Annotated in this window: 35 protein-coding genes; 3 read left to right on the top strand and 32 right to left on the bottom strand. The window is 64.5% G+C overall.

Annotated features, from left to right (window positions below; all coding sequences use genetic code 11):
• Positions 1 to 24: 24 nt before the first annotated feature.
• The 6 genes from XH85_RS20010 to XH85_RS19980 all read right to left on the bottom strand — a co-directional run bounded on the left by XH85_RS20010 (position 25) and on the right by XH85_RS19980 (position 6901).
• Entirely contained in the window at positions 25 to 285 is a 261-nt protein-coding gene (locus XH85_RS20010) for an EscU/YscU/HrcU family type III secretion system export apparatus switch protein (protein WP_128933147.1), read from the bottom strand.
• Complete coding sequence (fliK, locus tag XH85_RS20005) at positions 282 to 1904, bottom strand: flagellar hook-length control protein FliK (protein ID WP_164940446.1); 1623 nt, start codon at positions 1902 to 1904, stop codon at positions 282 to 284. Before fliK ends, XH85_RS20010 begins: the two co-directional genes overlap by 4 nt.
• Positions 1905 to 1960: 56 nt before the next feature.
• Complete coding sequence (locus XH85_RS19995) at positions 1961 to 2755, bottom strand: ATP12 family chaperone protein (protein WP_128933146.1); 795 nt, start codon at positions 2753 to 2755, stop codon at positions 1961 to 1963.
• A gap of 140 nt (positions 2756 to 2895) precedes the next feature.
• The gene (locus XH85_RS19990) at positions 2896 to 4110 is read right to left on the bottom strand and encodes an RluA family pseudouridine synthase (protein ID WP_128933145.1); all 1215 of its coding nucleotides are present in this window, start codon (positions 4108 to 4110) and stop codon (positions 2896 to 2898) included.
• A gap of 56 nt (positions 4111 to 4166) precedes the next feature.
• A complete protein-coding gene (locus XH85_RS19985) occupies positions 4167 to 5498 on the bottom strand; it encodes a replication-associated recombination protein A (RefSeq protein WP_128933144.1) in 1332 nt (443 codons plus the stop codon).
• Positions 5495 to 6901: a DegQ family serine endoprotease gene (locus tag XH85_RS19980; RefSeq protein ID WP_164939532.1), complete on the bottom strand. Its 1407-nt coding sequence runs from the start codon at positions 6899 to 6901 to the stop codon at positions 5495 to 5497. The genes XH85_RS19985 and XH85_RS19980 overlap by 4 nt, the downstream gene beginning before the upstream one ends.
• Before the next feature lie 312 nt (positions 6902 to 7213).
• Between XH85_RS19980 and XH85_RS19975 the strand changes: the two genes are divergently transcribed.
• A complete protein-coding gene (locus tag XH85_RS19975; RefSeq protein ID WP_128933143.1) occupies positions 7214 to 8827 on the top strand; it encodes an OprO/OprP family phosphate-selective porin in 1614 nt (537 codons plus the stop codon).
• Positions 8828 to 9048: 221 nt separating this feature from the next.
• On the opposite strand, the gene XH85_RS19970 is transcribed toward XH85_RS19975, so the two are convergent.
• Complete coding sequence (locus tag XH85_RS19970; RefSeq protein ID WP_128933142.1) at positions 9049 to 9426, bottom strand: winged helix-turn-helix transcriptional regulator; 378 nt, start codon at positions 9424 to 9426, stop codon at positions 9049 to 9051.
• Between the two features lie 122 nt (positions 9427 to 9548).
• Here XH85_RS19970 and XH85_RS19965 point away from each other — a divergent pair, with 122 nt between their 5' ends.
• Positions 9549 to 10562 carry a zinc-binding alcohol dehydrogenase family protein gene (locus tag XH85_RS19965; protein WP_128933141.1) on the top strand — a complete coding sequence of 338 codons (1014 nt, stop codon included), beginning with the start codon at positions 9549 to 9551 and terminating at the stop codon, positions 10560 to 10562.
• 131 nt (positions 10563 to 10693) lie between these two features.
• On the opposite strand, the gene XH85_RS19960 is transcribed toward XH85_RS19965, so the two are convergent.
• Complete coding sequence (locus tag XH85_RS19960; protein ID WP_128933140.1) at positions 10694 to 10990, bottom strand: DUF1330 domain-containing protein; 297 nt, start codon at positions 10988 to 10990, stop codon at positions 10694 to 10696.
• A gap of 8 nt (positions 10991 to 10998) precedes the next feature.
• A complete protein-coding gene (locus XH85_RS19955) occupies positions 10999 to 11787 on the bottom strand; it encodes an SDR family NAD(P)-dependent oxidoreductase (protein WP_128933139.1) in 789 nt (262 codons plus the stop codon).
• Between the two features lie 196 nt (positions 11788 to 11983).
• On the opposite strand from XH85_RS19955, the gene XH85_RS19950 reads away from it, so the two are divergent.
• Positions 11984 to 12961 (top strand): Bug family tripartite tricarboxylate transporter substrate binding protein, encoded by a 978-nt coding sequence (locus tag XH85_RS19950; protein ID WP_128933138.1) that lies wholly within the window; start codon positions 11984 to 11986, stop codon positions 12959 to 12961.
• Positions 12962 to 13042: 81 nt separating this feature from the next.
• Here the strand turns inward: XH85_RS19950 and rplQ are convergent, their stop codons facing one another.
• The 23 genes from rplQ to rplB all read right to left on the bottom strand — a co-directional run bounded on the left by rplQ (position 13043) and on the right by rplB (position 26021).
• Positions 13043 to 13459 (bottom strand): 50S ribosomal protein L17, encoded by a 417-nt coding sequence (rplQ, locus tag XH85_RS19945; RefSeq protein ID WP_080137232.1) that lies wholly within the window; start codon positions 13457 to 13459, stop codon positions 13043 to 13045.
• A gap of 120 nt (positions 13460 to 13579) precedes the next feature.
• Positions 13580 to 14611: a DNA-directed RNA polymerase subunit alpha gene (locus XH85_RS19940; RefSeq protein ID WP_091894736.1), complete on the bottom strand. Its 1032-nt coding sequence runs from the start codon at positions 14609 to 14611 to the stop codon at positions 13580 to 13582.
• A gap of 112 nt (positions 14612 to 14723) precedes the next feature.
• Positions 14724 to 15113, bottom strand: a complete 390-nt coding sequence (rpsK, locus tag XH85_RS19935; RefSeq protein WP_007603045.1) for a 30S ribosomal protein S11 — start codon at positions 15111 to 15113, stop codon at positions 14724 to 14726.
• A 123-nt stretch (positions 15114 to 15236) separates the two neighbouring features.
• Entirely contained in the window at positions 15237 to 15605 is a 369-nt protein-coding gene (rpsM, locus tag XH85_RS19930; RefSeq protein WP_027574068.1) for a 30S ribosomal protein S13, read from the bottom strand.
• A gap of 185 nt (positions 15606 to 15790) precedes the next feature.
• Positions 15791 to 16651, bottom strand: a complete 861-nt coding sequence (locus XH85_RS19925; RefSeq protein WP_128933137.1) for an adenylate kinase — start codon at positions 16649 to 16651, stop codon at positions 15791 to 15793.
• A gap of 275 nt (positions 16652 to 16926) precedes the next feature.
• Positions 16927 to 18258, bottom strand: coding sequence for a preprotein translocase subunit SecY (secY, locus tag XH85_RS19920; RefSeq protein WP_128933136.1), 1332 nt, complete (start codon positions 18256 to 18258; stop codon positions 16927 to 16929).
• Positions 18259 to 18407: 149 nt separating this feature from the next.
• Complete coding sequence (gene rplO, locus XH85_RS19915; RefSeq protein ID WP_008549236.1) at positions 18408 to 18893, bottom strand: 50S ribosomal protein L15; 486 nt, start codon at positions 18891 to 18893, stop codon at positions 18408 to 18410.
• A 75-nt stretch (positions 18894 to 18968) separates the two neighbouring features.
• On the bottom strand, positions 18969 to 19163 hold the full coding sequence (gene rpmD, locus XH85_RS19910; RefSeq protein WP_011088137.1) for a 50S ribosomal protein L30: 195 nt from the start codon (positions 19161 to 19163) through the stop codon (positions 18969 to 18971).
• Positions 19164 to 19188: 25 nt separating this feature from the next.
• Positions 19189 to 19785, bottom strand: a complete 597-nt coding sequence (gene rpsE, locus XH85_RS19905) for a 30S ribosomal protein S5 (protein ID WP_014494507.1) — start codon at positions 19783 to 19785, stop codon at positions 19189 to 19191.
• Between the two features lie 47 nt (positions 19786 to 19832).
• Positions 19833 to 20195 carry a 50S ribosomal protein L18 gene (rplR, locus tag XH85_RS19900; protein ID WP_080137236.1) on the bottom strand — a complete coding sequence of 121 codons (363 nt, stop codon included), beginning with the start codon at positions 20193 to 20195 and terminating at the stop codon, positions 19833 to 19835.
• An 11-nt stretch (positions 20196 to 20206) separates the two neighbouring features.
• The gene (gene rplF, locus XH85_RS19895) at positions 20207 to 20740 is read right to left on the bottom strand and encodes a 50S ribosomal protein L6 (protein ID WP_128933135.1); all 534 of its coding nucleotides are present in this window, start codon (positions 20738 to 20740) and stop codon (positions 20207 to 20209) included.
• Positions 20741 to 20756: 16 nt separating this feature from the next.
• Positions 20757 to 21155 carry a 30S ribosomal protein S8 gene (gene rpsH / locus XH85_RS19890; RefSeq protein WP_008549240.1) on the bottom strand — a complete coding sequence of 133 codons (399 nt, stop codon included), beginning with the start codon at positions 21153 to 21155 and terminating at the stop codon, positions 20757 to 20759.
• A gap of 14 nt (positions 21156 to 21169) precedes the next feature.
• The gene (gene rpsN / locus XH85_RS19885; protein WP_128933134.1) at positions 21170 to 21475 is read right to left on the bottom strand and encodes a 30S ribosomal protein S14; all 306 of its coding nucleotides are present in this window, start codon (positions 21473 to 21475) and stop codon (positions 21170 to 21172) included.
• Between the two features lie 46 nt (positions 21476 to 21521).
• Positions 21522 to 22079, bottom strand: a complete 558-nt coding sequence (gene rplE, locus XH85_RS19880) for a 50S ribosomal protein L5 (protein WP_128933133.1) — start codon at positions 22077 to 22079, stop codon at positions 21522 to 21524.
• A complete protein-coding gene (gene rplX / locus XH85_RS19875; RefSeq protein WP_024342453.1) occupies positions 22072 to 22386 on the bottom strand; it encodes a 50S ribosomal protein L24 in 315 nt (104 codons plus the stop codon). The genes rplE and rplX overlap by 8 nt, the downstream gene beginning before the upstream one ends.
• A complete protein-coding gene (gene rplN, locus XH85_RS19870) occupies positions 22386 to 22754 on the bottom strand; it encodes a 50S ribosomal protein L14 (protein ID WP_008549246.1) in 369 nt (122 codons plus the stop codon). The genes rplX and rplN overlap by 1 nt, the downstream gene beginning before the upstream one ends.
• Positions 22755 to 22838: 84 nt before the next feature.
• A complete protein-coding gene (rpsQ, locus tag XH85_RS19865; RefSeq protein WP_008549247.1) occupies positions 22839 to 23087 on the bottom strand; it encodes a 30S ribosomal protein S17 in 249 nt (82 codons plus the stop codon).
• Between the two features lie 13 nt (positions 23088 to 23100).
• Positions 23101 to 23307, bottom strand: a complete 207-nt coding sequence (rpmC, locus tag XH85_RS19860; RefSeq protein ID WP_011088144.1) for a 50S ribosomal protein L29 — start codon at positions 23305 to 23307, stop codon at positions 23101 to 23103.
• Positions 23308 to 23312: 5 nt separating this feature from the next.
• Positions 23313 to 23726 (bottom strand): 50S ribosomal protein L16, encoded by a 414-nt coding sequence (gene rplP / locus XH85_RS19855; protein WP_008136349.1) that lies wholly within the window; start codon positions 23724 to 23726, stop codon positions 23313 to 23315.
• A gap of 30 nt (positions 23727 to 23756) precedes the next feature.
• Positions 23757 to 24482 (bottom strand): 30S ribosomal protein S3, encoded by a 726-nt coding sequence (gene rpsC / locus XH85_RS19850; RefSeq protein WP_014494500.1) that lies wholly within the window; start codon positions 24480 to 24482, stop codon positions 23757 to 23759.
• 17 nt (positions 24483 to 24499) lie between these two features.
• Positions 24500 to 24886 carry a 50S ribosomal protein L22 gene (gene rplV, locus XH85_RS19845; RefSeq protein ID WP_008549264.1) on the bottom strand — a complete coding sequence of 129 codons (387 nt, stop codon included), beginning with the start codon at positions 24884 to 24886 and terminating at the stop codon, positions 24500 to 24502.
• 10 nt (positions 24887 to 24896) lie between these two features.
• A complete protein-coding gene (gene rpsS / locus XH85_RS19840) occupies positions 24897 to 25175 on the bottom strand; it encodes a 30S ribosomal protein S19 (protein ID WP_008136357.1) in 279 nt (92 codons plus the stop codon).
• A gap of 12 nt (positions 25176 to 25187) precedes the next feature.
• Positions 25188 to 26021 (bottom strand): 50S ribosomal protein L2, encoded by an 834-nt coding sequence (gene rplB, locus XH85_RS19835; RefSeq protein ID WP_060736369.1) that lies wholly within the window; start codon positions 26019 to 26021, stop codon positions 25188 to 25190.
• Positions 26022 to 26024 lie beyond the last annotated feature (3 nt).

Raw genomic sequence — 26024 nt, 5'->3', positions numbered from 1 at the left:
CACGTGGTGAAACGATGACAGCGTTCAGCGCCCCCGCGACAGCCGCAGCACGAACACCAGCACTTCGGCGACGGCCTTGTAGAGGTCCGGCGGGATCTCCTCGCCGAGCTCGACCTTGGAGAGTGCGCCGGCCAAAACCTCGTTCTCCTCGATCGGAATGTCATGGGCCTTGGCGATCTCGACGATCTTTTCGCCGATCGTGCCCTTGCCCTTGGCGACGACAACCGGGGCGTTGGTGCCCTTCTCATAATGCAGGGCAATCGCGAGCTTGGATGGGTCGCTCATGTGGCGCGATCCAGGAAATGGCCGGCGCGAGCCTGTGTGGCCTGCGGCGGGGTGCCGTCGCGCACGATGATATCACCAGGCTTGAGCTCGGCTCTGGACAATGCCTGGCTGAGCTCACCGACGCCGGCGCGGAGCTGCTGTGCCGTCGCCGGCCGCTCCGCCCACATCCGCACGAAGGTCTTGTCGCCGTTCAGTGTGATCAGCGCATGCACCGGGCCGGCCGGCTCGACATTAAGCGAGAAGCGCGCGCGCCAGGCGCGCCTGGCGGGATCGGCGGACTCATTACCGCCATCGCGCGAGATCTCGAATTGCGCCATCGCGGTGCCCTGCGTCGTCGCGAACGGAATCTCGAAATTCCACTGCGGTACGACCGGATCGATGCGGTGCCCGCTGGCGTCGGTGCGATCGGGGAGCGAGGCAACTTGCAACAGCGTCTGCCGCGCGATCGCGGCATCAGTATCGTCGAGCAGACGATGCATGGTGGCAGCGAGCGGCGTATCCGGCGCGAGCGATGGCGCGGCGATGGACTGCGGCGCCGGCAGCGCGCCACGGAACGGCGGTGGCGTGGTCGCGTGGGTGGCCGCCTCGAAGATGTGGCCATCCGGCACGGCCTTGTTGGAGCCGGGCATGTTGCCGATCATTCGCGGCAGGTTTTGCGTCATCTCCTGCAAGAGGCTGGCGGCAAGGCCTGGGGACATGGTCCTGGGCATCGCCGCCTGTGCAGCGCCGCCAGCGATGTCGGCGAGCCCCGCAGCCGTGGGATTGGCGCTGCGTGGCGGTTGCAGCGGTTGGGCGATTTCGGGTTCGGTTGACGGCAATGCGGCCTGCGTGGCCTCGCCTGCTGCCTGGGCCGGGGCGGCAACGACCTGCGGTGTCGCCGTGGCGCCAGTCGGAATCATGGCGCCCTGGGTCGGCGGCGCGGCCGTCTCAATCGTGGTCAGCGTCTGTCGCAACACCAGCAGCGCCGCTTTCAAATCCGGCACTGCACCGGATGACGGGGGCGCGCCGGCGGCCAGCGAAGCCTCGAGGAACAGCCCCGATTTCTGGAAGGCGGATTCAATATCGCCGCCATCGAGCCCGGCGTTGAGCGGCGTCTGCTGCGCCAGCACGTCCAGCACGGCCTGCTTCAGCCCCGCCGGCAAATCGCTGCTGGTGACGACCGCTGCGAGATTGGCAAACAGCGGCGCCTGGCTGCCTTGCCTGGTCACGGCCTCGGCGGACGCCACGGTGACGGCGACTTGCTCCAGCAGAGTCAACGTATTGCGCGCCGCGCTCGCGGACGGCGCGAGCGGCGGGCTCTCCACCAGCGAGGCCGCAGCCGGCGTCAGCGTAATCTGATCGGACGCCGCCCCGCCTGTCCCGCCGACGACCGCGAGCCGGATGGTGCCGTCGTTTTGCGACACCGCGAGCTGGAGATTCTGCCCCGGTGTCAGCACCACTTCCGACATCACGTCCATCGAGAGGTTCGCGATCGCGATCCGCACCAGATTGTCCGCGAGCAGGCTGACCACTTTGGCGTCGACGACGCTGCCGGCCTGAAGCACGAGATCGGGCGTCGTCGCATCAGCCACAGAGCCGGCGGCACTGACAGGAACGATCGAGCTTATCGGCGTCGGCATCTTGAGGCAGCCCAGGGAATGCCATCCCACCCTAAGGCGCCGTCGTAAACCTCTCGTTAAGGACCTTCGGCCGCTTGCGGCTTCACCGCGGCCAAGACCGCCACGGCGGCCTCGAAATCCCGCAGGCGCGTGGCCCGGCGAGCGGCCGCTTCCTCGTCCACGCCCCATTGGTCGATGTTCCAGTCCTCATCGACATGGGCGGCGGCCCAGACTTGGTCAGCATCGCGCGCGCCATGGGCCAGCGCCAGCGCGAGCAGCGCCGAGCCGGTCAGGGTGGTCACCACATGGAGCGCGGCGACCGACCAGGCATCTCTTGGCAGCGCGGCGCGGGCTGCCTTCAGCGCCTCGTCCGGCTGCTTCACATGCATGATGCCCTCGGACAGGATGAAATGCGCGCCCAGCGTCTCCGCGGCCCAGAACAGCACGGGGTCCCAATGTGCGGCCTCGCGGGCGACCAGCCCTTCGGGGTGGCCGGCGCGATAGAACAGCAGGTCAGTCTCGAAGTATTTTGCGAGATCGTCGCTGACGAGATCAACCCGGTCGATCACACCCTCGACCACGCTGTTGGCGATCCGCGTCAGCGGCATGGTCACGGGATCGATCGTCTCGCCCTGCGCAGCCCATTCGGCAGCAACCGCATCGGCGAGGTCGCGCGAGGGGATCACCACCTGACGCCCGGTGGGCGTGCGGATCGGCTTGCCGTCGAGGGTGATGGCGAAGCCGCCCTCGGCCTCGCCCGCGCCGGCCTCCTTGTAGAAGCGCTTGCGCGGGGACGTGCGCGCGGAGGCGCGCGCCGATTCCCGCGGATCCGGCGGGGGTTGCCCTGCAGCTTCTTCGAACAATTCGCGCATGTTGAGTCTTCGGTCCCGGTCGCTGAATGCTAAGCTTTCAAGATAAGAGCGGCGGCCGATAAAGCGAGCGGCTGGCATAAGGGAACTTGCGGGCATTGCAACCCTGCTCGCCGGGCTTTGGCTGGCCGCGGCGCCTAGTCCTACTCCTCCGGCGCGTTCTCGATCGGATCAAACCGGCTTGCATCGAGCCCGAGCAGATTCCACGATTGCTGCATATGTGGCGGCAGCGGCGCGGTGGCGTCGATCACGCCGCCGCGTGGATGCGGGATGACGATCCGGCGTGCCAGGAGATGCAGCCGGTTTTGCAAGCCGCCCGGCAGCTCCCAGTTCTCGATGTTGAAATATTTGGGATCGCCAATGATGGGATGGCCGATATGGGCCATATGGGCACGGAGTTGATGGGTGCGGCCCGTCACGGGCTTCAGCGACACCCAGGTCAGCTTGTTGCCGGCGGTCTCGACCATCGCATAGTACGTCACCGCGTGGCTGGCGCCCTCGTCGCCATGCTGGGCGATGCGCATGATGGTATCGTCCTCGCCCTCCTCCTTCGCGAGGAAGGTCGAGATGCGGCCCTGCTTCGGTTTCGGCAGGCCCGGCACCAGCGCCCAATAGACCTTTCGTGCCGAGCGCGACCGGAACGCGCCGGTCAAATGCGAGGCGGCAAAGCGCGTCTTGGCGATCAAGAGACAGCCCGACGTCTCCCTGTCGATACGGTGCACGAGGCGCGGCTTCTGGCCCTTGGAATCGCGCATCACCTCGAGCATCTGGTCGATGTGGCGCGTCATGCCCGAGCCGCCCTGCACCGCAAGGCCGGCGGGCTTGTTGAGGACGAGCACGTCATCGTCCTCCCAGATGGTCATCTCCTTCAGCGCAGCAAGCGTCTTCTGCGCGGCTTCCGACAGCGGGCCGGCCGTCTTCGGCGTGTCGAGCTTGAGCGGCGGAATGCGGACGCTCTGCCCCTCCTCCAGGCGATCCTTGCTGTCGACGCGCTTGCCGTCGACACGCAGCTCGCCTTTGCGCACGACACGCTGGATGTGGGAGAACGACAGACCGGGAAAGCGCGCTTCGAGAAAACGGTCGACACGCATGTTGTTCTCGTCGGCCGTCACGGTGACGGTCTGCACCTTGGTCGGCAGCAATGCCTCGACGGGCTTTGCCGGCGTGGGCTTTTCTATTGCGGCCTTGGGCGCACGCCGCTCGGCGCGCTCGCCCGCAAAGCGCGGCGGCTTGGCACCGGGCTTACCACCCGGACGCGGTCCGGCCTTCTTCGCGCTGCGCGCCTTGAACGGGCGCGCCTCCTTGCGCTGATCACGCGAACGGGGCTCTTGGTTGGTTCTCTTGATGCGGCGGCTCATGGCTGCCTGCCTAGCCCAAAAGTGCCGTTTCGTCACGACGAAATGGCGATTTGGCCTCAGCCGCCCCGCTCCTTGCGCAGCTTGGCCCAGTAATCCAGCCGCTTCCTGATCTCGCGCTCGAAACCGCGCTCGGGCGGGTCGTAAAAGGTCTGGCGGCCGAGGGCTTCCGGGAAATAGTCCTGGCCTGAAAAGGCATCCGGCGCGTCGTGGTCGTATTCGTAGCCGGAGCCGTAGCCTTCGGACTTCATCAGCCTGGTCGGGGAATTGAGGATGTGCTTGGGCGGCAGCAGCGAGCCGGCCTGCTTTGCCACCTGCATCGCCGTGCCGAAGGCGGTATAGACCGCGTTCGATTTCGGCGCGGTGGCGAGGTAGACCACGGCCTGCGCGATGGCGAGCTCGCCCTCTGGGTGACCCAGAAAGTCGAAAGCATCCTTGGCGGCGTTGGCGATGACCAGCGCCTGCGGATCGGCAAGACCGATGTCCTCGACCGCCATACGCACGACGCGGCGGGCCAGGAACAACGGATCCTCGCCGGCATCGAGCATGCGCGCGAGGTAATACAGCGCGGCATCGGGATCGGAGCCGCGCACCGACTTATGCAGCGCCGAGATCAGGTTGTAATGGCCGTCGGCCGACTTGTCGTAGATCGGGGCGCGGCGTTGCAAAATCTCCTGCAACTGCGCGGCGTTGAAGATCTCGTCCTTGCGCGCGGCGCGCCAGACTTCCTCGGCGAGCGTCAACGAGGCGCGGCCGTCGCCATCGGCCATGCGCACCAGCACCGCGCGCGCCTCGGCATCGAGCGGCAGCTTGCGGCCCTCGACCTCCTCGGCATGCGCGAACAGCTTTTCGATCGCGGCCGCGTCGAGCGAGCGAAACACCAGCACACGCGCGCGCGACAGAAGCGCCGCGTTGAGCTCGAACGACGGATTCTCGGTGGTGGCGCCGACCATGACCACCGTGCCGTCTTCCATCACGGGCAGAAACGAATCCTGCTGGGCGCGATTGAAGCGATGCACCTCATCGACGAACAGCAGCGTGCCCTTACCCATCTCCCGGCGGGACCGCGCGGCATCGAACGCCCTCTTCAAGTCGGCGACGCCGGAGAATACCGCGGAAATCTGCTCGAAATGCAGATCGGTCGCATCCGCCAACAGCCGCGCCACCGTGGTCTTGCCGGTGCCGGGCGGCCCCCAGAAGATGAGTGAGCCGAGCGTGCGCGTTTCCAGCATGCGCGTCAGCGCACCGTCGGAACCGAGGATGTGGTCCTGGCCGACGACCTCCGACAAGGCGCGCGGACGCAGCCGATCCGGCAGCGGATGCGGAGCATCATGATCGAGCCCCGCCGCGGCGAAGAGGGTTGGCGTCTCCTGTGGTCGCTTCGGACTCATCCGCCCAGCGTGACGTTGATCTGCTGGCCACCGCGCACCAGCGTGATGCGCCAGATTCGGGGCCGTTCACCCGCGGCCTTCTCGAGGTCGCCGGTCTTGCTGATCTTCTGGTTGTTGACCGCCAGGATGACGTCGCCCTTCTGGAAGCCGACACTTGCAGCCGCGGTATCGCCGCCGATATCGGTGATCACGACGCCGTCGGTGTCGGCATCCAGATGCAGCTCGTCGGCGACGGCCGGCGTGATGGTCGAGACCTTCGCGCCCTGGAACGGCGAGCGCGCGGTGACGACGAGCTCGTTGCGGCCGGTGTCCGGCGCGGTCTCAAGTGCCACCGTCAGCTTGACCGGCTTGCTGCCGCGCTGCACGTCGATCTGCGCGGTGCCGCCGAGCGGACGGGTCGCGAAGCGGTAATCGAAGGCGTTGGGATCATCCACGGTCTGGCCGTCGATCCCAGTGATGAGGTCGGAGGATTTCAGGCCGGCCTTCGCCGCGGGTCCATTCGGCACCACGCTTGCGACCAGCGCACCCGTCGGCGAGCGCAGGCCGAGGCTTTCGGCGATCTCGGGCGTCACCGCCTGCAACCTCGCCCCCAGCCACGGCCGCTTCACCGCCTTGCCGCCGCTCTTGGCGGAAGCGACGACGACGCGCACCATGTTGGCGGGAATGGCAAAGCCGATTCCTTGCGAGCCGCCGGAGCGCGAATAGATCGCGGTGTTGATGCCGGCGAGCCTGCCGCTCATGTCGACCAGGGCGCCGCCGGAATTGCCGGGATTGATCGCCGCATCAGTCTGGATGAAGAACTGGTAGTCGGTGATGCCGACCTGCGTCCGCGCGAGCGCCGAGATGATGCCGTGGGTCACGGTCTGGCCGACGCCGAAGGGATTGCCGATGGCGAGCACGACGTCACCGACCAGCAATTCGTCGGAATTGGTGAAGTCGAGGGTCGGGAATTTCTCCTTGGTGTCCTTCAGGCGAAGCACGGCGAGATCGGTGCGGGAATCCTTCAGCAGGATCTCGGCTTCGAACTCGCGCTTGTCCGACAATGACACTTTTACCTGGTCCGCGCCCTCGATCACATGGACGTTGGTGACGACGAGGCCGGAGGCATCGACGATGACGCCGGAGCCGAGCGAACGCTGCATCTGCTCGGGCTGCTGGCCCGGCACGCCGAAGAAGCGGCGGAAGATCGGATCGTCGAGCAGCGGATTGCGGTTCTGCACCACCTTGGCGGCATAGACGTTGACGACGGCCGGCTGCACACGCTGCACGATCGGTGCATAGGACAGCCGCAACTCGGCCGGCGACGACGGGACCCGGCGGTCCTGCGCAGCAGTCGGATTGAAATGGGCTGAAAACGCTATGCACAAGGCCGTGGCGACGGCGGTCCAGGTCGATCGAAACATTCCTACCTCTTGGAAAAGACGCCGGAATATAGGCGCGTTCGCCCGCCAATAGAAGGGCGCCAGGCGGCAATATTCAGCCCCTTTCCCGTGTGTCCGAGATGCAAGCACAGCGTGCGAATCGGCAATTTGCCAGAGCGGTGGATTGGCATGATGCGCGTCATCTAGCATTGTGGAGTCGAGCGGATTCGGTTGCGGCGAATTGGCATCAGTGGGAACCGCGTAACCGGGCGCAGCGTCGCGGGGCAGTCATCGATCATACCTAGGCTCTCCCGTTGCGACTTGGGGAAGTTCGTCAAACGATGGAGTCATGACGTGAGCAGGACAAGAATTGCAGCCACGGCGATTGGACTCGCCGGCGTGCTGGCGGCCTCGCAGGCCCAGGCCCAATCGGCAAGCAGCAGCGAGCAGGAGATCGCGCTGCTGAAACAGCAATTGAAGATGCTGGAGCAGAAGCTCGACAAGCTCCAGAGTCAGACCGCAGCGAACACGGCGGCCACGGCGAAAGCCAGAGCCGAAGCGAAGGCTGAAGCCAAGGCCGAGGCGCGCTCGGAGGCAAAGGCCGCGGTTGCCAACGCCAATGCGGCGATCCCGGTCAAGGGACCGGCGCCGGCCTCCGGCGTCGTCGTAACGATGCCGAACAACCGGCCAACCATCTGCACCGCTGACCAGGCGAACTGCGTCGCCATCACCAGCCGTCTGCATTGGGATGTCGGCGGCTATGACTATCGTCCCGACACCGCGGCGACCGTGCCGCAGAAGCTCGACAGCGGCCAGAACGTTCGCCGCGCGCGCATCGGCGTCACCGGCAAGTTCTTCAACGACTGGAACTTCGCGCTGGTCTACGACTTCGGCGGCTCATCCGACGGATTTGGCGGCGCCGCGCCGGGATCCCTTCCGGGCGGTGGCGTCTCCGGCGTCGAGAATGCCTATCTCAGCTATACCGGCCTAAAGCCGTTCGGCGGACGAATGGCGATCGAGGCCGGCATCATGGACCTGCCCTACACCATGGACGAAGCCACGAGCTCCAACGACATCATGTTCATGGAGCGCGCCTCGCCCGGCGTGATCGCAACCAACATCGCCGCCGGTGACTTCCGCTCCGCAGCCGGTGCGCGCTGGTTCAACGACCAGCTCTGGATCGGCGGCTATGTCACGGGACCGTCGACCGGTGCGATCCACTCCGCCTCGAGCGCGGCGCCCGCCGGCACCAGCGAGCAATATGGCGCCGTGGCGCGCGTGGCCGGCAATCCGATCAGCGGCAAGGACTACTCGGTGCATATCGGCGCCGACGCGCAATGGCTGATCCAGCCGCCGCGCAACCTGATCGCCAACACGCAGGCGGTCACGCTCAGCGACCGCCCGGAATTGCGTCTCGACCCGACCACGCTGATCTCCACCGGCGCCATCGCCAATGCCTCGGGCGCGCAGGTCTACAGCGTCGAGGCAGCGGCGACCTACGGCCCCTTCGTCGTCCAGGGCGAGTACTTCTGGTACAATGTCGATCGCACGGCCAACACCGGCGTGCCGCTGGTTGGCGCACCGAGCCTGAAATTCCAGGGCGGCTACGCCCAGGCCGGCTACGTGCTGACGGGCGAAGGCCGGACCTACAATGCTGCGAACGCCGCCTATAGCGGTGTCAAGCCGGCGCATCCGTTCTCGCTCGACGGTGGCGGCTGGGGCGCGTGGGAGATCGCGGGACGCTTCTCGACGATCGACCTCAACAATCAGTTGGGAGCAGCGACCGGCATCGCCGGCGGTCGGCAGACCGTCTATACGCTCGCACTGAACTGGTACGTCAACGGCAACGTCCGCTTCATGCTCGACTATCTGCACGGAACGGTGTCGCGGCAGGCCTCGCCGATCTCGACCGCCGATGTCGGCTCGAAGTTCGACGCGGTGGCGATGCGCACGCAGTTTGCATTCTAGGCTCTACACCTCTCCCATTGGGCCCCATTGGGAGAGCTCGCGCCCAACGGGTCGCGCCAAAGGCGCGCCCGATGACAGGCTCCGGCGCGGGTGAGGCGTTACGCTCGATCGAGGATGCGGCGCCCCCTCACCCGAATTGCACTGGACGATGCTTGTGCATCGCCAGATGCAATTCGACCCCCCGCTGGGAGCGGTAAAAAAAGCCGGCGTCTTTCATCCCATCACGCCGCGCGCTTTGGCTTCTTCGCGACCACCGGCGCGGGCGCGCAGGACAGCCGCTGTTGGTGGTTCTCGCCCCAGGCCTTCAGGATATCGATCACGGGCCTGAGGCTCTCGCCGAGCTCGGAGAGGCAATACTCAACGCGCGGCGGCACCTCGGCATAGACCTTGCGGATGACGAGCTTGTCCTCCTCCAGCGCGCGAAGCTGCTTGGTCAGCATGCGTTGGGTGATGCCGGGCATCCGGCGGCGCAGTTCGCCGAAGCGCTGAGTGCCGCTCTGGAGGTGATAGAGGATCACGCCCTTCCACTTGCCGTCGATCAGATCCAGCGTCGCCTCGACCGAGCAGCCCGGGCGCCGGGCAAAATTGCCCCGTTTCATGCGTGTTTTTCCAATAGTATCCAAACAGGGACTATATCCCCGAATTTACAGTACTTGCCAAATCGGGGCCAGAGCGACAGTTAGGATGGCGGGCGAACAAAGCCATCTGATGGAGACAAGCCATGAAGGCCGTCGGCTACAAGAAATCGCTTCCGATCGAGGACGCGGATTCACTGATCGATTTCGAGACCGCAAAACCCGAGCCCGGAGGGCGTGACATCCGCGTCGCCGTGAAAGCGATTTCGGCCAATCCGGTCGATTACAAGGTGCGCAAGCGCGCCGCCCCGCCCGAGGGCGAGATGAAGATCCTCGGCTATGACGCGGCCGGCGTGGTCGATGCCGTCGGCCCCGACGTCACGCTGTTCAAGCCGGGCGATGAGGTGTTTTACGCAGGCTCGATCCTGCGCCAGGGCACCAACTCGGAATACCACCTGGTCGACGAGCGCATCGTCGGCAACAAGCCGAAGCGCCTGTCGTTCGCGCAAGCGGCCGCCCTTCCCCTCACCTCCATCACCGCCTGGGAGCTGCTGTTCGACCGGCTGGGCGCGGTCCCCGGCAAGAGCGTCGATCCGCGCACGCTGCTGATCATCGGCGGCGCTGGCGGCGTCGGCTCGATCCTGATCCAGCTCGCGCGTCGTCTCACCGGGCTGACCGTGCTCGCGACCGCGACGCGGCCAGAGTCACAAAAATGGTGCCTCGATCTCGGCGCGCATGCGGTGATCGACCACGGTAAGCCGATGAAGGAGCAGATCGAGAAGCTCAAGTTGCCCCCGGTCGCGCTGGTCGCGAGCCTCACCTTCACCGACCAGCACTACAAGGCGATCGCGGAGGTCATGGCACCGCAGGGCAAGTTCGGCCTGATCGACGATCCGCCGGAATTCGCCATGAGCACATTCAAGGGCAAGGCGATCTCGGTGCACTGGGAATCGATGTTCACGCGCTCGTCGTTCCAGACGCCTGATATGATCGCGCAGCATCGCCTGCTCAATGACGTCGCCGACCTCATCGACAAGGGCGTGTTGCGCACCACGCTCGACCAGACCTTTGGCACGATCAATGCGGCCAACCTCAAGCGCGCCCACGCGCTGCTCGAGAGCGGCAAGTCGCGCGGCAAGATCGTGCTGGAGGGGTGGTAGCAGCTACAATGTCGGTGCGTAGGGTGGGTTAGCCCTGCGACTGCGCGAAGCGCGGTTCGCAGGGGCGTAACCTACCTCTTCTATCTCTGCGGAAACACACAGCGGTGGGTTACACCTTCGGCTAACCCACCCTACGTTTCCCTCGCCCCCTCGACGAACAGCAGCCGCCGCTCCAGCGCCGTCTGCCGCAGCTTCAGCGCCTCGGCATATTCCGGCGAGGCGTACCATTCCGTCAGCCTCGCCATCGACGGGAATTCGACGATGATGATGGCCTTCGGCGGAAGATTGCCTTCGGCGAGTTCGGCCTTGCCGCCGCGGACGAGATAACGCCCGCCGTATTGCGCGATCGTTTTCGCGGCGAGCGTACGATAGGCTTCAAATCCATCGGGATCGCGCATCTCGACTTCGGAAATCACATAGGCTGTCATGCACGGCCTCAAGCGATGGTGTTGACGATACCACCTTCCGCGCGCAGCGCCGCACCGTTGGTCGCGGACGCCTCTCTCGACGCAATGTAGACCACCATGTTGGCGATCTCCTCCACGCTGGCGAAGCGCTGGATCAGCGAGCTCGGACGATGCTGCTTGACGAAATTGGCAGCGGCTTCGTCCACCGATTGGCCGTTCTGCTTCGCCAGATCCTTCACGAACGTCTCGACGCCCTCCGACATGGTCGGGCCCGGCAGCACGGAATTGACGGTGACGCCGGTGCCGCGGGTGAGCTGCGCGAGCCCGCGCGCAACCGAGAGCTGGGCCGTCTTGGTCATGCCGTAATGAATCATCTCGACGGGAATGTTGAGTCCGGACTCCGAGGAGATGAAGACGATGCGGCCCCAGTTGCGCTTCAGCATGCCCTTCATGTACGCGCGCGACAGCCGCACGCCGCTCATTACGTTGACCTCGAAGAAGCGCGTCCAGTCCTCGTCGGGAATCTCGAAAAACTCCTTCGGTTCGAAGATGCCGGCATTGTTGATGAGGATGTCGATTTCGGGAAGCGCCGCCACGAGCGCCTTGCAGCCTTCCGCCGTCGAGACGTCGGCGGCGATGCCGCGGACCTTGGCGCCGGTCCCTTCCAGCTTGCGGACGGCCGCATCGACCTTGTCCCGGCCGCGACCGTTGATCACGACGCTGGCGCCCGAAGCGGCGAGGCCCTTGGCGATGGCGTGGCCGATGCCGGCGGTCGAGCCGGTCACCAGTGCAGTTTTTCCCGAAAGGTCGATGTTCATGTAGTATCTCCATCAGAACGATGACGGGGATATCGGACGTGGCGGATTGGGCCGCAATTGGCGCTCACCAATCAGTGACGATCACGAGCTGTTCCGGCAGCGACATGGCGCCTCGTATGCCCCTGTCGCGGCTGGAACGATTATTGCTAAGCCTGACCGAGCTCTTCTGCTCATGTGAACACGGAAGGACCTTGCGATGAAAAGAACGGCCCTCACTGTTGCGCTCGGGTTGCTGGGTCTGATCAGCGGCAATTCGCTCGCGCAGGCCCAAGCGGTCTATCCGGAAAAACCATTGCAATTGATCGTCCCCTTCCCGCCCGGCGGCGCCTCCGACGTGGTCGCGCGCATCATTGGCGGCGAACTGGAGACGCGTCTCGGCAAGCCCGTGATCATCATGAACCGCCCCGGTGGCGGCACCACGATCGCGGCCAAGGAAGTCGCGCGCTCGGCGCCCGACGGATACACCCTGTTCTTCAGCTCGAATTCGAGCTTCACGCTGCCGGCGGCCGTCAAAGAAAGCGTGCCTTACGACGCGGCCAAGGATTTCGAGCCGCTTGGTCAGGTGGGCAAGATCACGCTGGCGCTGGTCACTTACAAGGACAACCCGATCAAAGACGTGGCTGCGCTCGTCACCGAGGCGAAGGCCAATCCCGACAAGCTGTCGCTGGCGTCGTTCGGCGTTGCGACCGTCTCGCATTTCGCCGGCGAGCTGTTCAAATCGGCCGCCGGAATCAAGATGGTCCACCTGCCCTACAAGGGCAGTGCGCCGGCGATGAACGACCTTATCGGCAAGCACATTCAGTACCACGTCGACACAGTGATCGCCGTGAAGCCGCAGATCGAGGCAGGCACCGTCAAAGTGCTCGCCGTGTTCTCGGCCAAGCGGACGCCGTTCCTGCCTGACGTGCCGACGCTCGCCGAGCTCGGCTATGGCAACATCGATTTCGCCTCATGGGGCGCGGTGGTCGCGCCCAAGGGGCTGCCGCCGGCCGTTCGTGACAAGCTGACGGCAACGCTGGAGGATACGATCAACAGCCCATCCGTGGCCGAACGCTTCGCCAAGGTCGGGTTCGAGCCCGGCTTTGCGCGCTACAGCGATTGGGCGGGAGCCATCGGCAAGGAGACCGCTGAAATGAAGGACATCGCACAAAAGGCGGGGATCAAGGAGGAATAGTCCTTCCGACGCGCCCTATTCCTCGAAACAAAAACGGCGCCAGAAGGGCGCCGTTTTTCGATCCGTATCTGCCGATCCGGCTTACGCCGCCTCGGCTTCCTTCTCCTGCACCGGACCCGAATCCTGGCCCTTGGCGTCGACGTCGCGATCAACGAACTCGATCACGGCCATCGCGGCGTTGTCGCCGTAGCGGAAGCCGGCCTTGATGATGCGGGTGTAGCCGCCCTGGCGGTCCTTGTAGCGGGTCGCGAGCGTGTCGAACAGCTTCTTGACCATGTCGACGTCGCGCAGCTCCGCGATCGCCTGGCGGCGCAGCGACAGGCCGCCCTTCTTGCCGAGGGTGACGAGCTTCTCGACGATCGGGCGAAGCTCCTTGGCCTTGGGCAGCGTGGTGACGATCTGCTCGTGCTTGATCAGTGCGGCCGCCATGTTGGCGAACATCGCCTTGCGGTGCTCGGCGGTGCGGTTGAGCTTCCGATGAACCTTGCCGTGACGCATGTGTGTAGTCCTTACTTTAAAACTGCCGCGACGGTTCGTCGGACATGTTGCTCAGGTGGGCTGCCTGCGTTCGCCCATGAAAATAACGGCCGGAGAGCCCGGCCGTCACGGTGAAGTCGATCAGTAGTGATCTTCGAAGCGCTTGGCGAGCTCGTCGATGTTCTCCGGCGGCCAGCCCGGCACTTCCATGCCGAGGTGCAGACCCATCTGGGCCAGCACTTCCTTGATCTCGTTCAGCGACTTGCGGCCGAAGTTCGGGGTGCGGAGCATTTCGGCTTCCGACTTCTGCACGAGGTCGCCGATATAGACGATGTTGTCGTTCTTCAAGCAGTTGGCCGAACGCACCGACAGCTCGAGCTCGTCCACCTTCTTGAGGAAGGCCGGGTTGAAGGCGAGGTCCGGGATGATCTCCTGGGCGACTTCCTTGCGCGGCTCTTCGAAATTGACGAAGACGTTGAGCTGATCCTGCAGGATGCGCGCGGCGTAGGCCACCGAGTCATCCGGCGAGATCGCGCCGTTGGTCTCGATCGTCATGGTCAGCTTGTCGTAGTCGAGGATCTGGCCCTCGCGGGTGTTCTCGACCTTGTAGGAGACCTTGCGGACCGGCGAGTAGAGGCTGTCGACCGGGATCAGACCGATCGGCGCATCCTCGGGGCGGTTGCGCTCGGCGGGCACGTAGCCCTTGCCGGTCGAGACCGTGAACTCCATGCGGATCTCCGCGCCCTCGTCGAGGGTGCAGATCTGCAGGTCCGGGTTGAGCACGGTGACGTCGCCGACGGTCTGGATGTCGCCGGCGGTGACGACGCCCGGGCCCTGCTTCTTCACGACCATGCGCTTGGGGCCTTCGCCCTGCATCTTGATCGAGATGTCCTTGATGTTGAGCACGATGTCGGTGACGTCCTCACGGACGCCCGCAATCGAGGAGAACTCGTGCAGCACGCCGTCGATATGCACCGACTGCACTGCCGCGCCCTGAAGCGAGGAGAGCAGGATGCGGCGCAGGGCGTTGCCGAGGGTCTGGCCGAAGCCGCGCTCGAGCGGCTCGGCGACGATGGTCGCGAAACGCGAGGGATCGCTGCCGGGGGACACCTGGAGCTTGTTCGGCCGAATCAGTTCTTGCCAATTTTTCTGGATCGTCACTGTTTCACCCATACAGGCCAGCCAATTTGACAGTTCAAATACTGGCGTTGGAGAAAGGCCGCAGAGCATTCCCGCGGCTTCTTAGAAAAGTCGTCGCGGGCGCCGATGCGCCCGCAACCTCGTATCAAACGCGCCGACGCTTGCGGGGACGGCAACCGTTGTGCGGGATCGTGGTCACGTCGCGGATCGAGGTGACGGTGAAGCCCGCGGCCTGGAGTGCGCGGAGCGCCGACTCACGGCCCGAGCCGGGGCCGGCGACTTCGACTTCCAGCGTGCGCATGCCGTGCTCCTGCGCCTTCTTCGAGACGTCTTCCGCGGCAACCTGCGCGGCGTACGGGGTCGACTTGCGCGAGCCCTTGAAGCCCATCGTGCCGGCGGAGGACCAGGCAATGGTGTTGCCCTGCGCGTCGGTGATGGTGATGGTCGTGTTGTTGAACGACGAGTTCACGTGCGCGACGCCGGAGGCGATGTTCTTGCGCTCACGACGACGAACGCGGGTGGCTTCCTTGCCCATTGAGTACCTTTCCTGGAGATCTCAAACGCCGCCGTAATGCCAGCGGCTACACCTGTGGAACGAAAGGCGCGCGGCGAACGGGTCATCCCCTGTTCGCCGCACGCCGCGACTGAGTTCGAAAACTTACTTCTTCTTGCCGGCGATGGCCTTGGCCGGGCCCTTGCGCGTGCGCGCGTTGGTGTGGGTGCGCTGACCGCGCACCGGCAGACCGCGACGATGACGCAGGCCGCGATAGCAGCCGAGGTCCATCAGACGCTTGATGTTGATACCGACCTCACGACGCAGATCGCCCTCGACGAGATAGTCGCGGTCGATCACTTCGCGGATCTGGAGCACTTCGGCGTCGCTGAGCTGATTGACGCGACGATCCTCGGGAATCTTCACCTTCTCCATGATGTCACCGGCGATCTTCGGGCCGATGCCATGGATGTACTGGAGCGCGATCAGCACGCGCTTATTGGTGGGAATGTTCACGCCGGCAATACGGGCCACGGCCTTCTCTCCTGTCGCCGATCCTCGTCAGGATCGGGCTTTAAGTGCTTGCTTTCTCGGGCAGGTGTTCACAAACGCGAACACGACGCCCACCCCCGGTCTTCCTGGGGCCCGGCATCGTCTGAAACTATCCGACTTGGATGCGGGGCTTATTAAGGGATTCCAGGGGCTTTCGTCAACCGCTGCTAGCGTTTGGCTCGCTTTTTCGTGACCTTTTTTGCGGCCTTTTTGGCACCCTTTTTGAGAGCCTTCTTGGCGGTCTTTTTGGCTACCTTCATTTTTGCCGTCTTCTTGGTTGCCTTCCCTGTGCCCATCACGGCTTTCTTGGCGGCCTTTTTAGGGGATTTGGCGGCCTTTTTGGTCGTTTTCGCCGGTTTTACGGCCGCTTTCCTCCCCGCCTTGGCCTTCTTGGCCGGGGCCGTCTTGGCCGCACTTCTGGCATGGGTCTTGGGCTCGACCGCCCCAAGCGCCAGGAGCAGGCGGTGGATGGCACGGGTGACCTCGTCGATGGCCATCATGCCGTCGATGGTCGAGAGCTTCCGCCGCTCGGAATAGTAGTGAATCAGCGGTTCCGTCTGGCTGCGGTAGCTGGCGAGGCGCTTGGTCAGGACCTCCGGGGTGTCGTCGACCCGGACCTCCTCGCCGCGCTCGCGCATCTGGGCGACGCGGGTCTCGACGCGGTTCAAGAGCGCGCTTTCATTGACACGCAGCTCGATCACCGCATCAAGCTTGAGATGCTTGTGCTTGAGCAGCTCGTCCAGCGCCTCAGCCTGCGGCACGGTGCGCGGGAAACCGTCGAGGATAAAACCGTTCTTGGCGTCCGGCTGATCGATTCGGTCGGAGATGATTCCGACCACGATCTCGTCGGGCACGAGGTCGCCGCCGGCCATGATCTCCTTGGCCTTCAGCCCGACCGGCGTTCCGGCCGCTACGGCCGCGCGCAGCATCTCGCCGGTCGAGAGCTGGACGATGCCATAGCGCTGCACCAAGAGCTGCGCCTGGGTCCCCTTGCCCGACCCCGGCGGTCCCAGAAGTATAATTCTCATCGGCGTACGCCCCCCGGATTGGTGAGCGATACGTCGCGCACCTGTGTTTGAAGATATCAAGGACAGTGCAAACCATAATCGGCGCCGCACCGCCACCCATATCATAGGGGAGCGGATGGGCTGACGCCAAGAAGGGCTTTGAAATCTGTGATTGAGCTGCAGTGAGAGCAGCTCTGCCGATGCGGCCGATGGCTGGCTGGTGCCGTGCAGGCGCCGCGCGTTGCTGGCACGGCGAATCGGCGGCGCAATCGCGCCGCCTTCAGGGGACGCCGCGCTTAGCGGCGGCGGCCGCGCAGTTTCGACTTGCGGATCAGGCCTTCGTACTGATGCGCCAGCAGATAGCCCTGCACCTGCGCCACCGTGTCCATGGTGACGCTGACGACGATCAGCAGCGAGGTGCCGCCGAAGTAGAACGGCACCGAGGCGTAGGAGATCAGGATCTCCGGGATCAAGCAGACGATCGCCAGATAAATCGCACCTAACACGGTGATGCGCGACAGTACGTAGTCGATGTATTCGGCGGTGCGCTCGCCGGGGCGAATGCCCGGAATGAAGCCGCCATGCTTCTTCAGATTGTCCGCGGTCTCGGTCGGGTTGAACACGATCGCGGTGTAGAAGAACGCGAAGAACACGATCAGCGCCAGATACATGATCAGGAACAACGGACGGCCGTGGCCGAGCTGGGTGGTGATCCACTGGAACCATTCCGGCCCGCTGCCGGCGTTGAAGTTCGCAACGGTGGTCGGCAGCAGCAGCAGCGAGGATGCGAAGATCGGCGGGATCACGCCCGAGGTGTTGAGCTTGAGCGGCAGATGCGAGGACTGGCCCTCGAACATCTTGTTGCCGACCTGGCGCTTCGGATACTGGATCAGCAGGCGGCGCTGCGCGCGCTCCATGAACACGATGAAGGCAATCACGGCGACTGCCATGATGATGACGACCAGGATCAGACCGGTCGACATCGCACCCTGACGGCCGAGTTCGAGCATGTTGGCGAGCGCGGCGGGCAGCTCGGCGACGATGCCGGCAAGAATGATCAGCGAGATGCCGTTGCCGATGCCGCGCGAGGTGATCTGCTCGCCCAGCCACATCAGGAACATGGTGCCGCCGGTCAGCGTGATCGCCGTCGACAGGCGGAAGAACATGCCGGGATCACTGACGACGTTGCCGGCGCCCTCGAGGCCCACCGCGATACCGTAGGACTGGAACGCGGCCAGGATGACGGTGAGATAACGCGTGTACTGGTTCAGCGTCTTGCGGCCAGCCTCGCCTTCCTTCTTCAGCGCCTCGAGCTGCGGCGAGACGGTGGTCAGGAGCTGGATGATGATCGAAGCCGAGATGTACGGCATGATGTTCAGCGCGAAGATCGCCATGCGGTGGATGCCGCCGCCCGCGAACATGTTGAACATGCCGAGGATGCCGCCCGCCTGGGACCGGAACACCTGTTCCCAGATGTTGGGATCGATGCCGGGCAGCGGGATGTAGGTGCCGAGCCGATAAACGAGTAGCGCACCCAGGGTGAACCAGATGCGCTTCTTCAGTTCGTCGGCCTTGGCAAACGCGCCGAAATTGAGACTGGCTGCCAGTTGTTCCGCTGCAGAGACCATCTTGGACTTTCTCCCGCCGCCTGTTGCGCCGTCATGCCCGCGGCCGGGCTACTTTAGCGGACGCCGGACATTATCTGGGGCTCGGCTTCGATAAGTCCATCGTCCCGCATGCGTAAAGGCCCGCGAGGCGCGGGCCGATGACGCAGTTGTTACGCCGCCTCGCCTTCTTCCTTGGCAGGGGCGAGGATCTTCACCGAACCGCCGGCCTTCTCGACCGCCGCGATCGCGGTCTTGGAGGCGCCGTGCACTTCAATGTTGAGCTTGGACTTGAGCTCGCCGCGGCCGAGCAGCCGCAGACCGGCCTTGGCGCGGCGCAGCACGCCGCCCTTCACCAGGGCCTCGACGTTCACGACGCTGCCGGCGTCGATCTTCTTGGCATCGACCGCTTCCTGGAGCCGGTCGAGATTGATCTCGGCGAACTCGACGCGGAAGATGTTGTTGAAGCCGCGCTTGGGCAGACGGCGATGCATCGGCATCTGGCCGCCTTCGAAACCCTTGATGCGCACGCCCGAACGCGCGGTCTGGCCCTTGCCGCCGCGGCCGGACTGCTTGCCCTTGCCCGAACCGATGCCGCGGCCGACGCGCATACGCTTCTTGCGCGAGCCGGCGTTGTCGGCGATATCGCTGAGCTTCATCGCCCTTCTCCTTGTGTCTTGCGCACGATCTTCACCGAAACCGGGTGCCCGCTTTTCGGGATCCTGCGCCGCTTCTTACTTCTCGTCGACGATGCGGACGAGATGGTGAACCTTCTCGATCATGCCGCGGACCGCCGGGGTATCCGGCAGTTCGCTGGTGCGGCCGATCTTGTTGAGCTTGAGCCCGATCAGCGTCGAGCGCTGCGAGTGATGGCGGCGGATCGCGCTGCCAGTCTGCTCGAGCTTGATCGTCTTTGCGGCCTTGGCCATGGGAGTCTACTCCGAAAAGCTTCCGTTAGTCGGCTGCCGCCTCGGCGTCACCGCCGATACGACGGGACTGGAGGGTGGACACCTTGATGTTGCGGCGGGCAGCGACCGAGCGCGGCGAATCCTGATGCTTCAGCGCGTCGAAGGTCGCGCGAACCATGTTGTACGGGTTCGACGAGCCGATCGACTTCGCCACCACGTCCTGGACGCCGAGCGTCTCGAACACGGCGCGCATCGGGCCGCCGGCGATGATGCCGGTACCGGCCGGGGCGGCACGCAGGTAGACACGGCCCGCGCCATGACGGCCGGCGATGTCGTGATGGAGCGTGCGGCCCTCGCGCAGCGACACGCGGGTCAGGTTGCGCTTGGCGGATTCGGTCGCCTTGCGGATCGCCTCAGGCACTTCGCGCGCCTTGCCGTGACCGAAGCCGGCGCGGCCCTTCTGATCGCCGATCACGACCAGCGCTGCGAAACCGAAGCGCTTGCCGCCCTTGACGACCTTGGCCACGCGGTTGATGTGGACGAGCTTGTCGACGAACTCGCTGTCGCGCTCCTCGCGCTCCCTGCGTTCACGTCCGCCGCCGCGTTGATCGCGTCCACCACGTTGTTCGCGTTCAGCTGCCATGGTTTTTCCAATCCTTCAGAGGCTTACGCCTCAATCCTCAAATTCTGTTAGAAGCTCAGCCCGCTCTCACGCGCGGCGTCGGCGAGAGCCTTGACGCGCCCGTGATAGAGATAGCCGCCGCGATCGAACACGACTTCCTTGACGCCCTTCTCCACCGCGCGCTCGGCGAGCAGCTTGCCGACCGCCTTCGCCGCATCGATGTCGGCGCCGGTCTTGCCGCCGTCGCGCATCGACTTCTCGAGCGAGGAGGCAGAGGCCAGCGTCTCGCCCTTGAGGTCGTCGATGACCTGGGCGTAGATGTGCTTGGACGAGCGGAACACCGACAGGCGCGGACGGCCGCCACCGGAGCGGCGCAGCTTCAGCCGCACACTCCGCTTGCGCCGGGCATTCGTAACCTTGGCTTTCGACATGACCGGCTCCGTTACTTCTTCTTGCCTTCCTTGCGGAAGATGAATTCGCCAACATACTTCACGCCCTTGCCCTTATAGGGCTCCGGCGGGCGATAGGCGCGGATCTCGGCCGCAACCTGGCCGACGCGCTGGATGTCGCTGCCCGACACGGTGATTTCGGTGGGCTTCGGCACGGCGATCGTGATGCCTTCCGGGATCGGATAGATCACGTCATGGCTGTAGCCGAGCGCCAGCTGGAGGTTCTTGCCCTGCATCGCAGCGCGGTAACCGACGCCGGTGATCTCGAGCTTCTTCTCGAAGCCCTTGGTGACACCTTCGACCAGATTAGCGACCTGGGCGCGAGCGGTGCCGTACAGGGCCCGCGCGCGGTTGGTCTCTGCCCGCGGCTTGACCTTGATCTGGCCGCTCTCGAGCTTCACCTCGACGTCGTCATGGACGACGAACTGAAGCTGGCCCTTCGGCCCCTTCATCTTGACGGTCTGCCCATCAACGGTCGCGGTAACACCCGACGGAACCGCCACAGGCTTTTTGCCAACACGTGACATGGATGAAAAATCCTTCTCAGAACACCGTGAAGAGGACTTCACCGCCCACATTCGCGTCGCGCGCGCTGTGGTCGGCCATGATCCCCTTCGGCGTCGACAACACCGAAATGCCGAGCCCGTTGTTGACCCGCGGCAGAGCCTTCACCGAGGCGTAAACGCGACGCCCGGGCTTGGAAACACGTTCGATCTCGCGGATGACGGGCTCGCCGTCGAAATACTTCAGCTCGATCTCGATCTCGCTGCGGCCCGAGGGATGCTCGAGCGTGGCGTAACCGCGGATGTAGCCCTCGGACTTCAGGACCTCGAGCACGTTCTCGCGCATCTTCGAGCCGGGCGTGGAGACCTTGGTCTTGGAGCGCATCTGCGCGTTGCGGATGCGGGTGATCAGATCGCTGATTGGATCGTGCGTAGACATCTAAACGACCCTCCTTACCAGCTCGACTTCACGAGGCCCGGGACCATGCCCCTGGAGCCAAGGTCGCGCAGCGCGATACGGGACAGCTTGTTCTTGCGATAGTTCGAGCGCGGGCGGCCCGACAGTTCGCAACGCATACGGATGCGGGTCGCCGACGAGTTGCGCGGCATTTCCGCCAGCTTCAACGTCGCAGCGAAGCGCTCTTCCATCGGCAGCGTCTTGTCGGCGATGATCGCCTTCAACCGCTCGCGCTTGGCGGCGGCGTTCTTCACCATCCGCTTACGCCGGTTGTTCTTCTCGACTGAACTCTTCTTTGCCATGCTTGGCTCCTGGGTATCCGCGTTTGAGAGGCTCTAGGTCAGCGTCTCACTGCCGGAACGGGAAATTGAAAGCGGTCAACAAGGCCCTCGCCTCTTCGTCGGTCTTGGCCGTGGTGCAGACGGTGATGTCCATACCGCGGGCTTCCGCGACCTTGTCGAAGTCGATCTCGGGGGAAATGATGTGCTCCTTGATACCGAGCGAATAGTTGCCACGACCGTCGAAGCTCTTCGGGTTCAGGCCGCGGAAGTCGCGGACGCGCGGCAGCGCGACATTCACCAGGCGATCGATGAACTCGTACATGCGGGCCTTGCGCAGCGTGACCTTGCAGCCGATCGGCTGGTTCTCACGCAGCTTGAAGGTCGCGATCGCGATGCGCGAATAGGTCACGATCGCCTTCTGGCCGGCGATCTGGGTCAATTCGGCAGCGGCGGTCTCGGCCTTCTTGCGGTCGTTGACGGAATCGCCAACGCCCATGTTCAGCACGACCTTGTCCAGACGCGGAACCTGCATGACGTTCTCGTAACCGAACTTCTCGGTCAGAGCCGTGCGGATCTTCGCATCATATTCCGCGCGCAGGCGCGGCGTGTAAGCGGCCTCAGCCATCGATCTCAGCTCCCGAGCTCTTGGCGATGCGGACCTTCTTGCCGTCCGCCAGAATCTTGAATCCGATGCGGGTCGGCTTTCCGTCCTTGCCGACATACGCGATATTGGACAGTTGGATCGGCGCCTCTTTCGAGATGATGCCGCCCTCCTGGGCCTGCGTCTGCTTCTGGTGACGCTTGACCATGTTGATGCCGCGCACGAGCGCGGTGCCGGCGTCGGGGCGCACCTCGAACACCTCGCCGGTGCGGCCCTTGTCGCGACCGGTCAGCACGACGACCTTGTCGCCCTTGCGGATCTTCGCAGCCATCACAGCACCTCCGGCGCGAGCGAAATGATCTTCATGTGGTTCTTGGCGCGCAGTTCGCGCGGCACGGGCCCGAAGATACGGGTGCCGACCGGCTCGGCCTGGTTGTTGATCAGGACGGCGGCGTTGCGGTCGAAGCGGATGACCGAACCGTCGGCGCGGCGGATGTCCTTGCGGACGCGCACCACGACGGCCTTCATCACGTCGCCCTTCTTCACCTTGCCACGCGGGATAGCTTCCTTGATCGAGACGACGATGATGTCGCCGATCGTCGCGTAGCGGCGCTTGGAGCCTCCCAGCACCTTGATACACATGACACGGCGTGCGCCAGAATTGTCGGCCACGTCGAGGTTGGTCTGCATCTGAATCATTGATGCACCTCGTCCTCTTTCTCTTTGCGCCAGCCCAGCCGGCGCTCAACATTTCCCTGAAATCAGTCGGCTAAAGCCAACAGATCAGGCGCTTTTCTTGTGCTCGCCCCGGATCACGACCCAGCGCTTCAACTTCGAAATCGGCTTCGATTCCTCGATCCACACCACGTCGCCCGGCTTGAACTGGTTGCTCTCGTCGTGCGCGTGATAATTCTTCGAACGGCGGATCGTCTTCTTGTAGATCGGGTGCGTGAAACGGCGATCGACGCGCACCACGATGGTCTTGGCTTGCTTGTCGCTGACGACCACGCCCTGCAAAGTACGTTTCGGCATCTTCGTAAGCCTCTTACTTCTTCTTGGCGCGCGTCTGCGCGGCGACGGTCTTGATCCGGGCGATGTCACGGCGGGCCTCGCGCAGGCGCGAGGTGTTCTCGAGCTGCCCGGTGGCGCGCTGGAAGCGCAGATTGAAGCGCTCCTTCTTCAGGTTCAGGATGGCGTCATCCTGCTGGTCGGGGCTCATCGCGCGGATGTCTTCGATCTTCATCTGGGCCATGGCCATTACTCCGCAATGCGCTCGACGAAGCGCGTCTTGATCGGCAGCTTGGCGGCCGCCAGGGTCAACGCCTCACGCGCGGTCTGGGTGTTGACGCCGTCGATCTCGAACAGCACCCGGCCCGGCTTGACGCGCGCGACCCACAGTTCCGGCGAGCCCTTGCCGGAGCCCATGCGGACTTCGGCCGGCTTCTTCGACACCGGAACGTCGGGGAACACGCGGATCCAGACGCGGCCGGCGCGCTTCATGTGCCGGGTCAGCGCGCGGCGGGCGGCTTCGATCTGGCGCGCGGTGACGCGCTCAGGTTCGGTCGCCTTCAGGCCGAACTGGCCGAACGCCAACGTCGCGCCCGAAGACGCAACGCCGTGGATGCGGCCCTTATGCGCCTTCCGGAACTTCGTTTTCTTAGGTTGCATCATGGCTTTAAGCCCTCAAATTCTTGGTGCAGATCAGGCTGCAGCCGTATCGCGGCGCTGACGGCCACCACGATCACCACTGCCGCCCGTCTCGCCCTCGGCCATTCTCTTGTCCTGGGCCATCGGATCGTGCTCGAGGATCTCACCCTTGAAGATCCAGACCTTGACGCCGCAGGTGCCGAAGGTCGTGAACGCGGTCGCAACGCCGTAGTCGATGTCGGCGCGCAGCGTGTGCAGCGGCACGCGACCTTCGCGGTACCACTCCATGCGCGCGATTTCCGCGCCGCCCAGGCGTCCCGAGCAGTTGATGCGGATGCCTTCCGCGCCGAGACGCATCGCCGACTGCACGGCGCGCTTCATGGCACGGCGGAACGCCACGCGGCGCTCGAGCTGCTGCGCGATCGACTCGGCCACCAGCGTCGCGTCGAGCTCCGGCTTGCGGATCTCGACGATGTTGATGACGACGTCGGACGAGGTGATGTCCGCGACCTTCTTGCGCAGCTTGTCGATGTCGGCGCCCTTCTTGCCGATCACCACGCCCGGACGGGCCGAATGGATGGTGACGCGGCACTTCTTGTGCGGACGTTCGATCACGATGCGGGCGACGGCGGCCTGCTTAAGTTCCTTGTGCAGGATCTCGCGGATCTTGACGTCCTCGTGCAGCAGCTTGCCGTATTCCTGCTTGCCGGCGAACCAGCGAGAATCCCAGGTCCGGTTGATGCCGAGACGCAGACCGATCGGATTGATCTTTTGACCCATCGTGTTCTCCTGCGCCCTTAAGCGGCTGCTTCGGCTTCGACCTGACGAACGATGATCGTCAGCTGCGAAAATGGTTTGTAGACACGGCCCGAGCGGCCACGGCCGCGGGCGGCGAAGCGCTTCATCACGAGGCCGTTGCCGACGAAGGCCTGCGCCACGACGAGATCATCGACGTCGAGATCGTGGTTGTTCTCGGCATTGGCGATAGCCGATTCCAGGCACTTCTTCACGTCGACCGCGATCCGCTTGCGCGAAAACTGCAGGTCGGCGAGCGCGGCAGACGCCTTCCGGCCGCGAATGAGCTGGGCGACCAGGTTGAGCTTCTGCGGGCTCACCCGCAGCATCCGGGCGACCGCCTTGGCCTCGTTGTCGGCGAGGCTCCGTTCGCGCTTAGGTTTGCTCATCGTTTAATCCTCAAGCCTTCTTGGCTTTCTTGTCGCCGGAGTGGCCATGGAAGGTCCGCGTCGGCGAGAACTCGCCGAACTTGTGACCGACCATTTCCTCGTTGACGGCCACCGGCACGTGCTTCTGACCGTTGTAGACGCCGAAGGTCAGGCCGACGAACTGCGGCAGGATCGTCGAGCGACGGCTCCAGATCTTGATGACGTCGTGACGGCCGGACGCGCGCGCGGCATCTGCCTTCTTGAGCAGAGAACCCTCGACGAACGGGCCTTTCCAGACTGAACGAACCATGTCCGGCGTTCCTTACTTCTTCCGCTTGTGGCGGCTTAGGAGAATGAATTTGTTGGTCGACTTGTTGGTGCGGGTCTTCTTGCCCTTGGTCGGCTTGCCCCACGGGGTGACCGGGTGGCGACCGCCCGAGGTACGACCTTCACCACCGCCGTGCGGATGGTCGATCGGGTTCATCGCGACACCGCGGTTGTGCGGGCGACGGCCCATCCAACGCTTGCGGCCGGCCTTGCCGATCGAGGTGTTCATGTGATCCGGGTTCGACACCGCGCCGATCGTGCCGCGGCACCGGCCGTGGACCAGACGCTGCTCGCCCGAGTTCAGGCGGATGATGACGTAGTCCTGGTCACGACCGACGAGCTGGGCGTAGGTGCCCGCGGAACGGGCGAGCTGGCCGCCCTTCCCGATCTTGACCTCGATGTTGTGGATGATCGTGCCGACCGGCATGTTGCCGAGCGGCATGACGTTGCCCGGCTTCACGTCGACATAGTTGCCGGCGATGATGGTGTCACCCACGGCCAGGCGCTGCGGCGCCAGGATGTAGGCCTGCTCGCCGTCCTGATACTTGATCAGGGCGATGAAGCCGGTGCGGTTGGGATCATACTCCAGCCGCTCGACGGTCGCGGGGACGTCGACCTTCTCGCGCTTGAAGTCGACGGTGCGCAGCGTCTGCTTGTGACCGCCGCCGCGGAAGCGCACGGTGATGCGGCCGGTGTTGTTGCGACCGCCCGAGGACTTCTTGCCCTCGGTGAGCGCCTTCAGCGGCTTGCCCTTGTAGAGGGCCGAACGATCGACCATGACCAGCTGGCGCTGGCCCGGCGTCGTGGGATTGAATGTCTTCAGTGCCATCGT

The organism is Bradyrhizobium zhanjiangense (genome assembly GCF_004114935.1).
Lineage (GTDB): Bacteria > Pseudomonadota > Alphaproteobacteria > Rhizobiales > Xanthobacteraceae > Bradyrhizobium > Bradyrhizobium zhanjiangense.
This window is presented reverse-complemented; position numbering and strand designations above follow the sequence as displayed.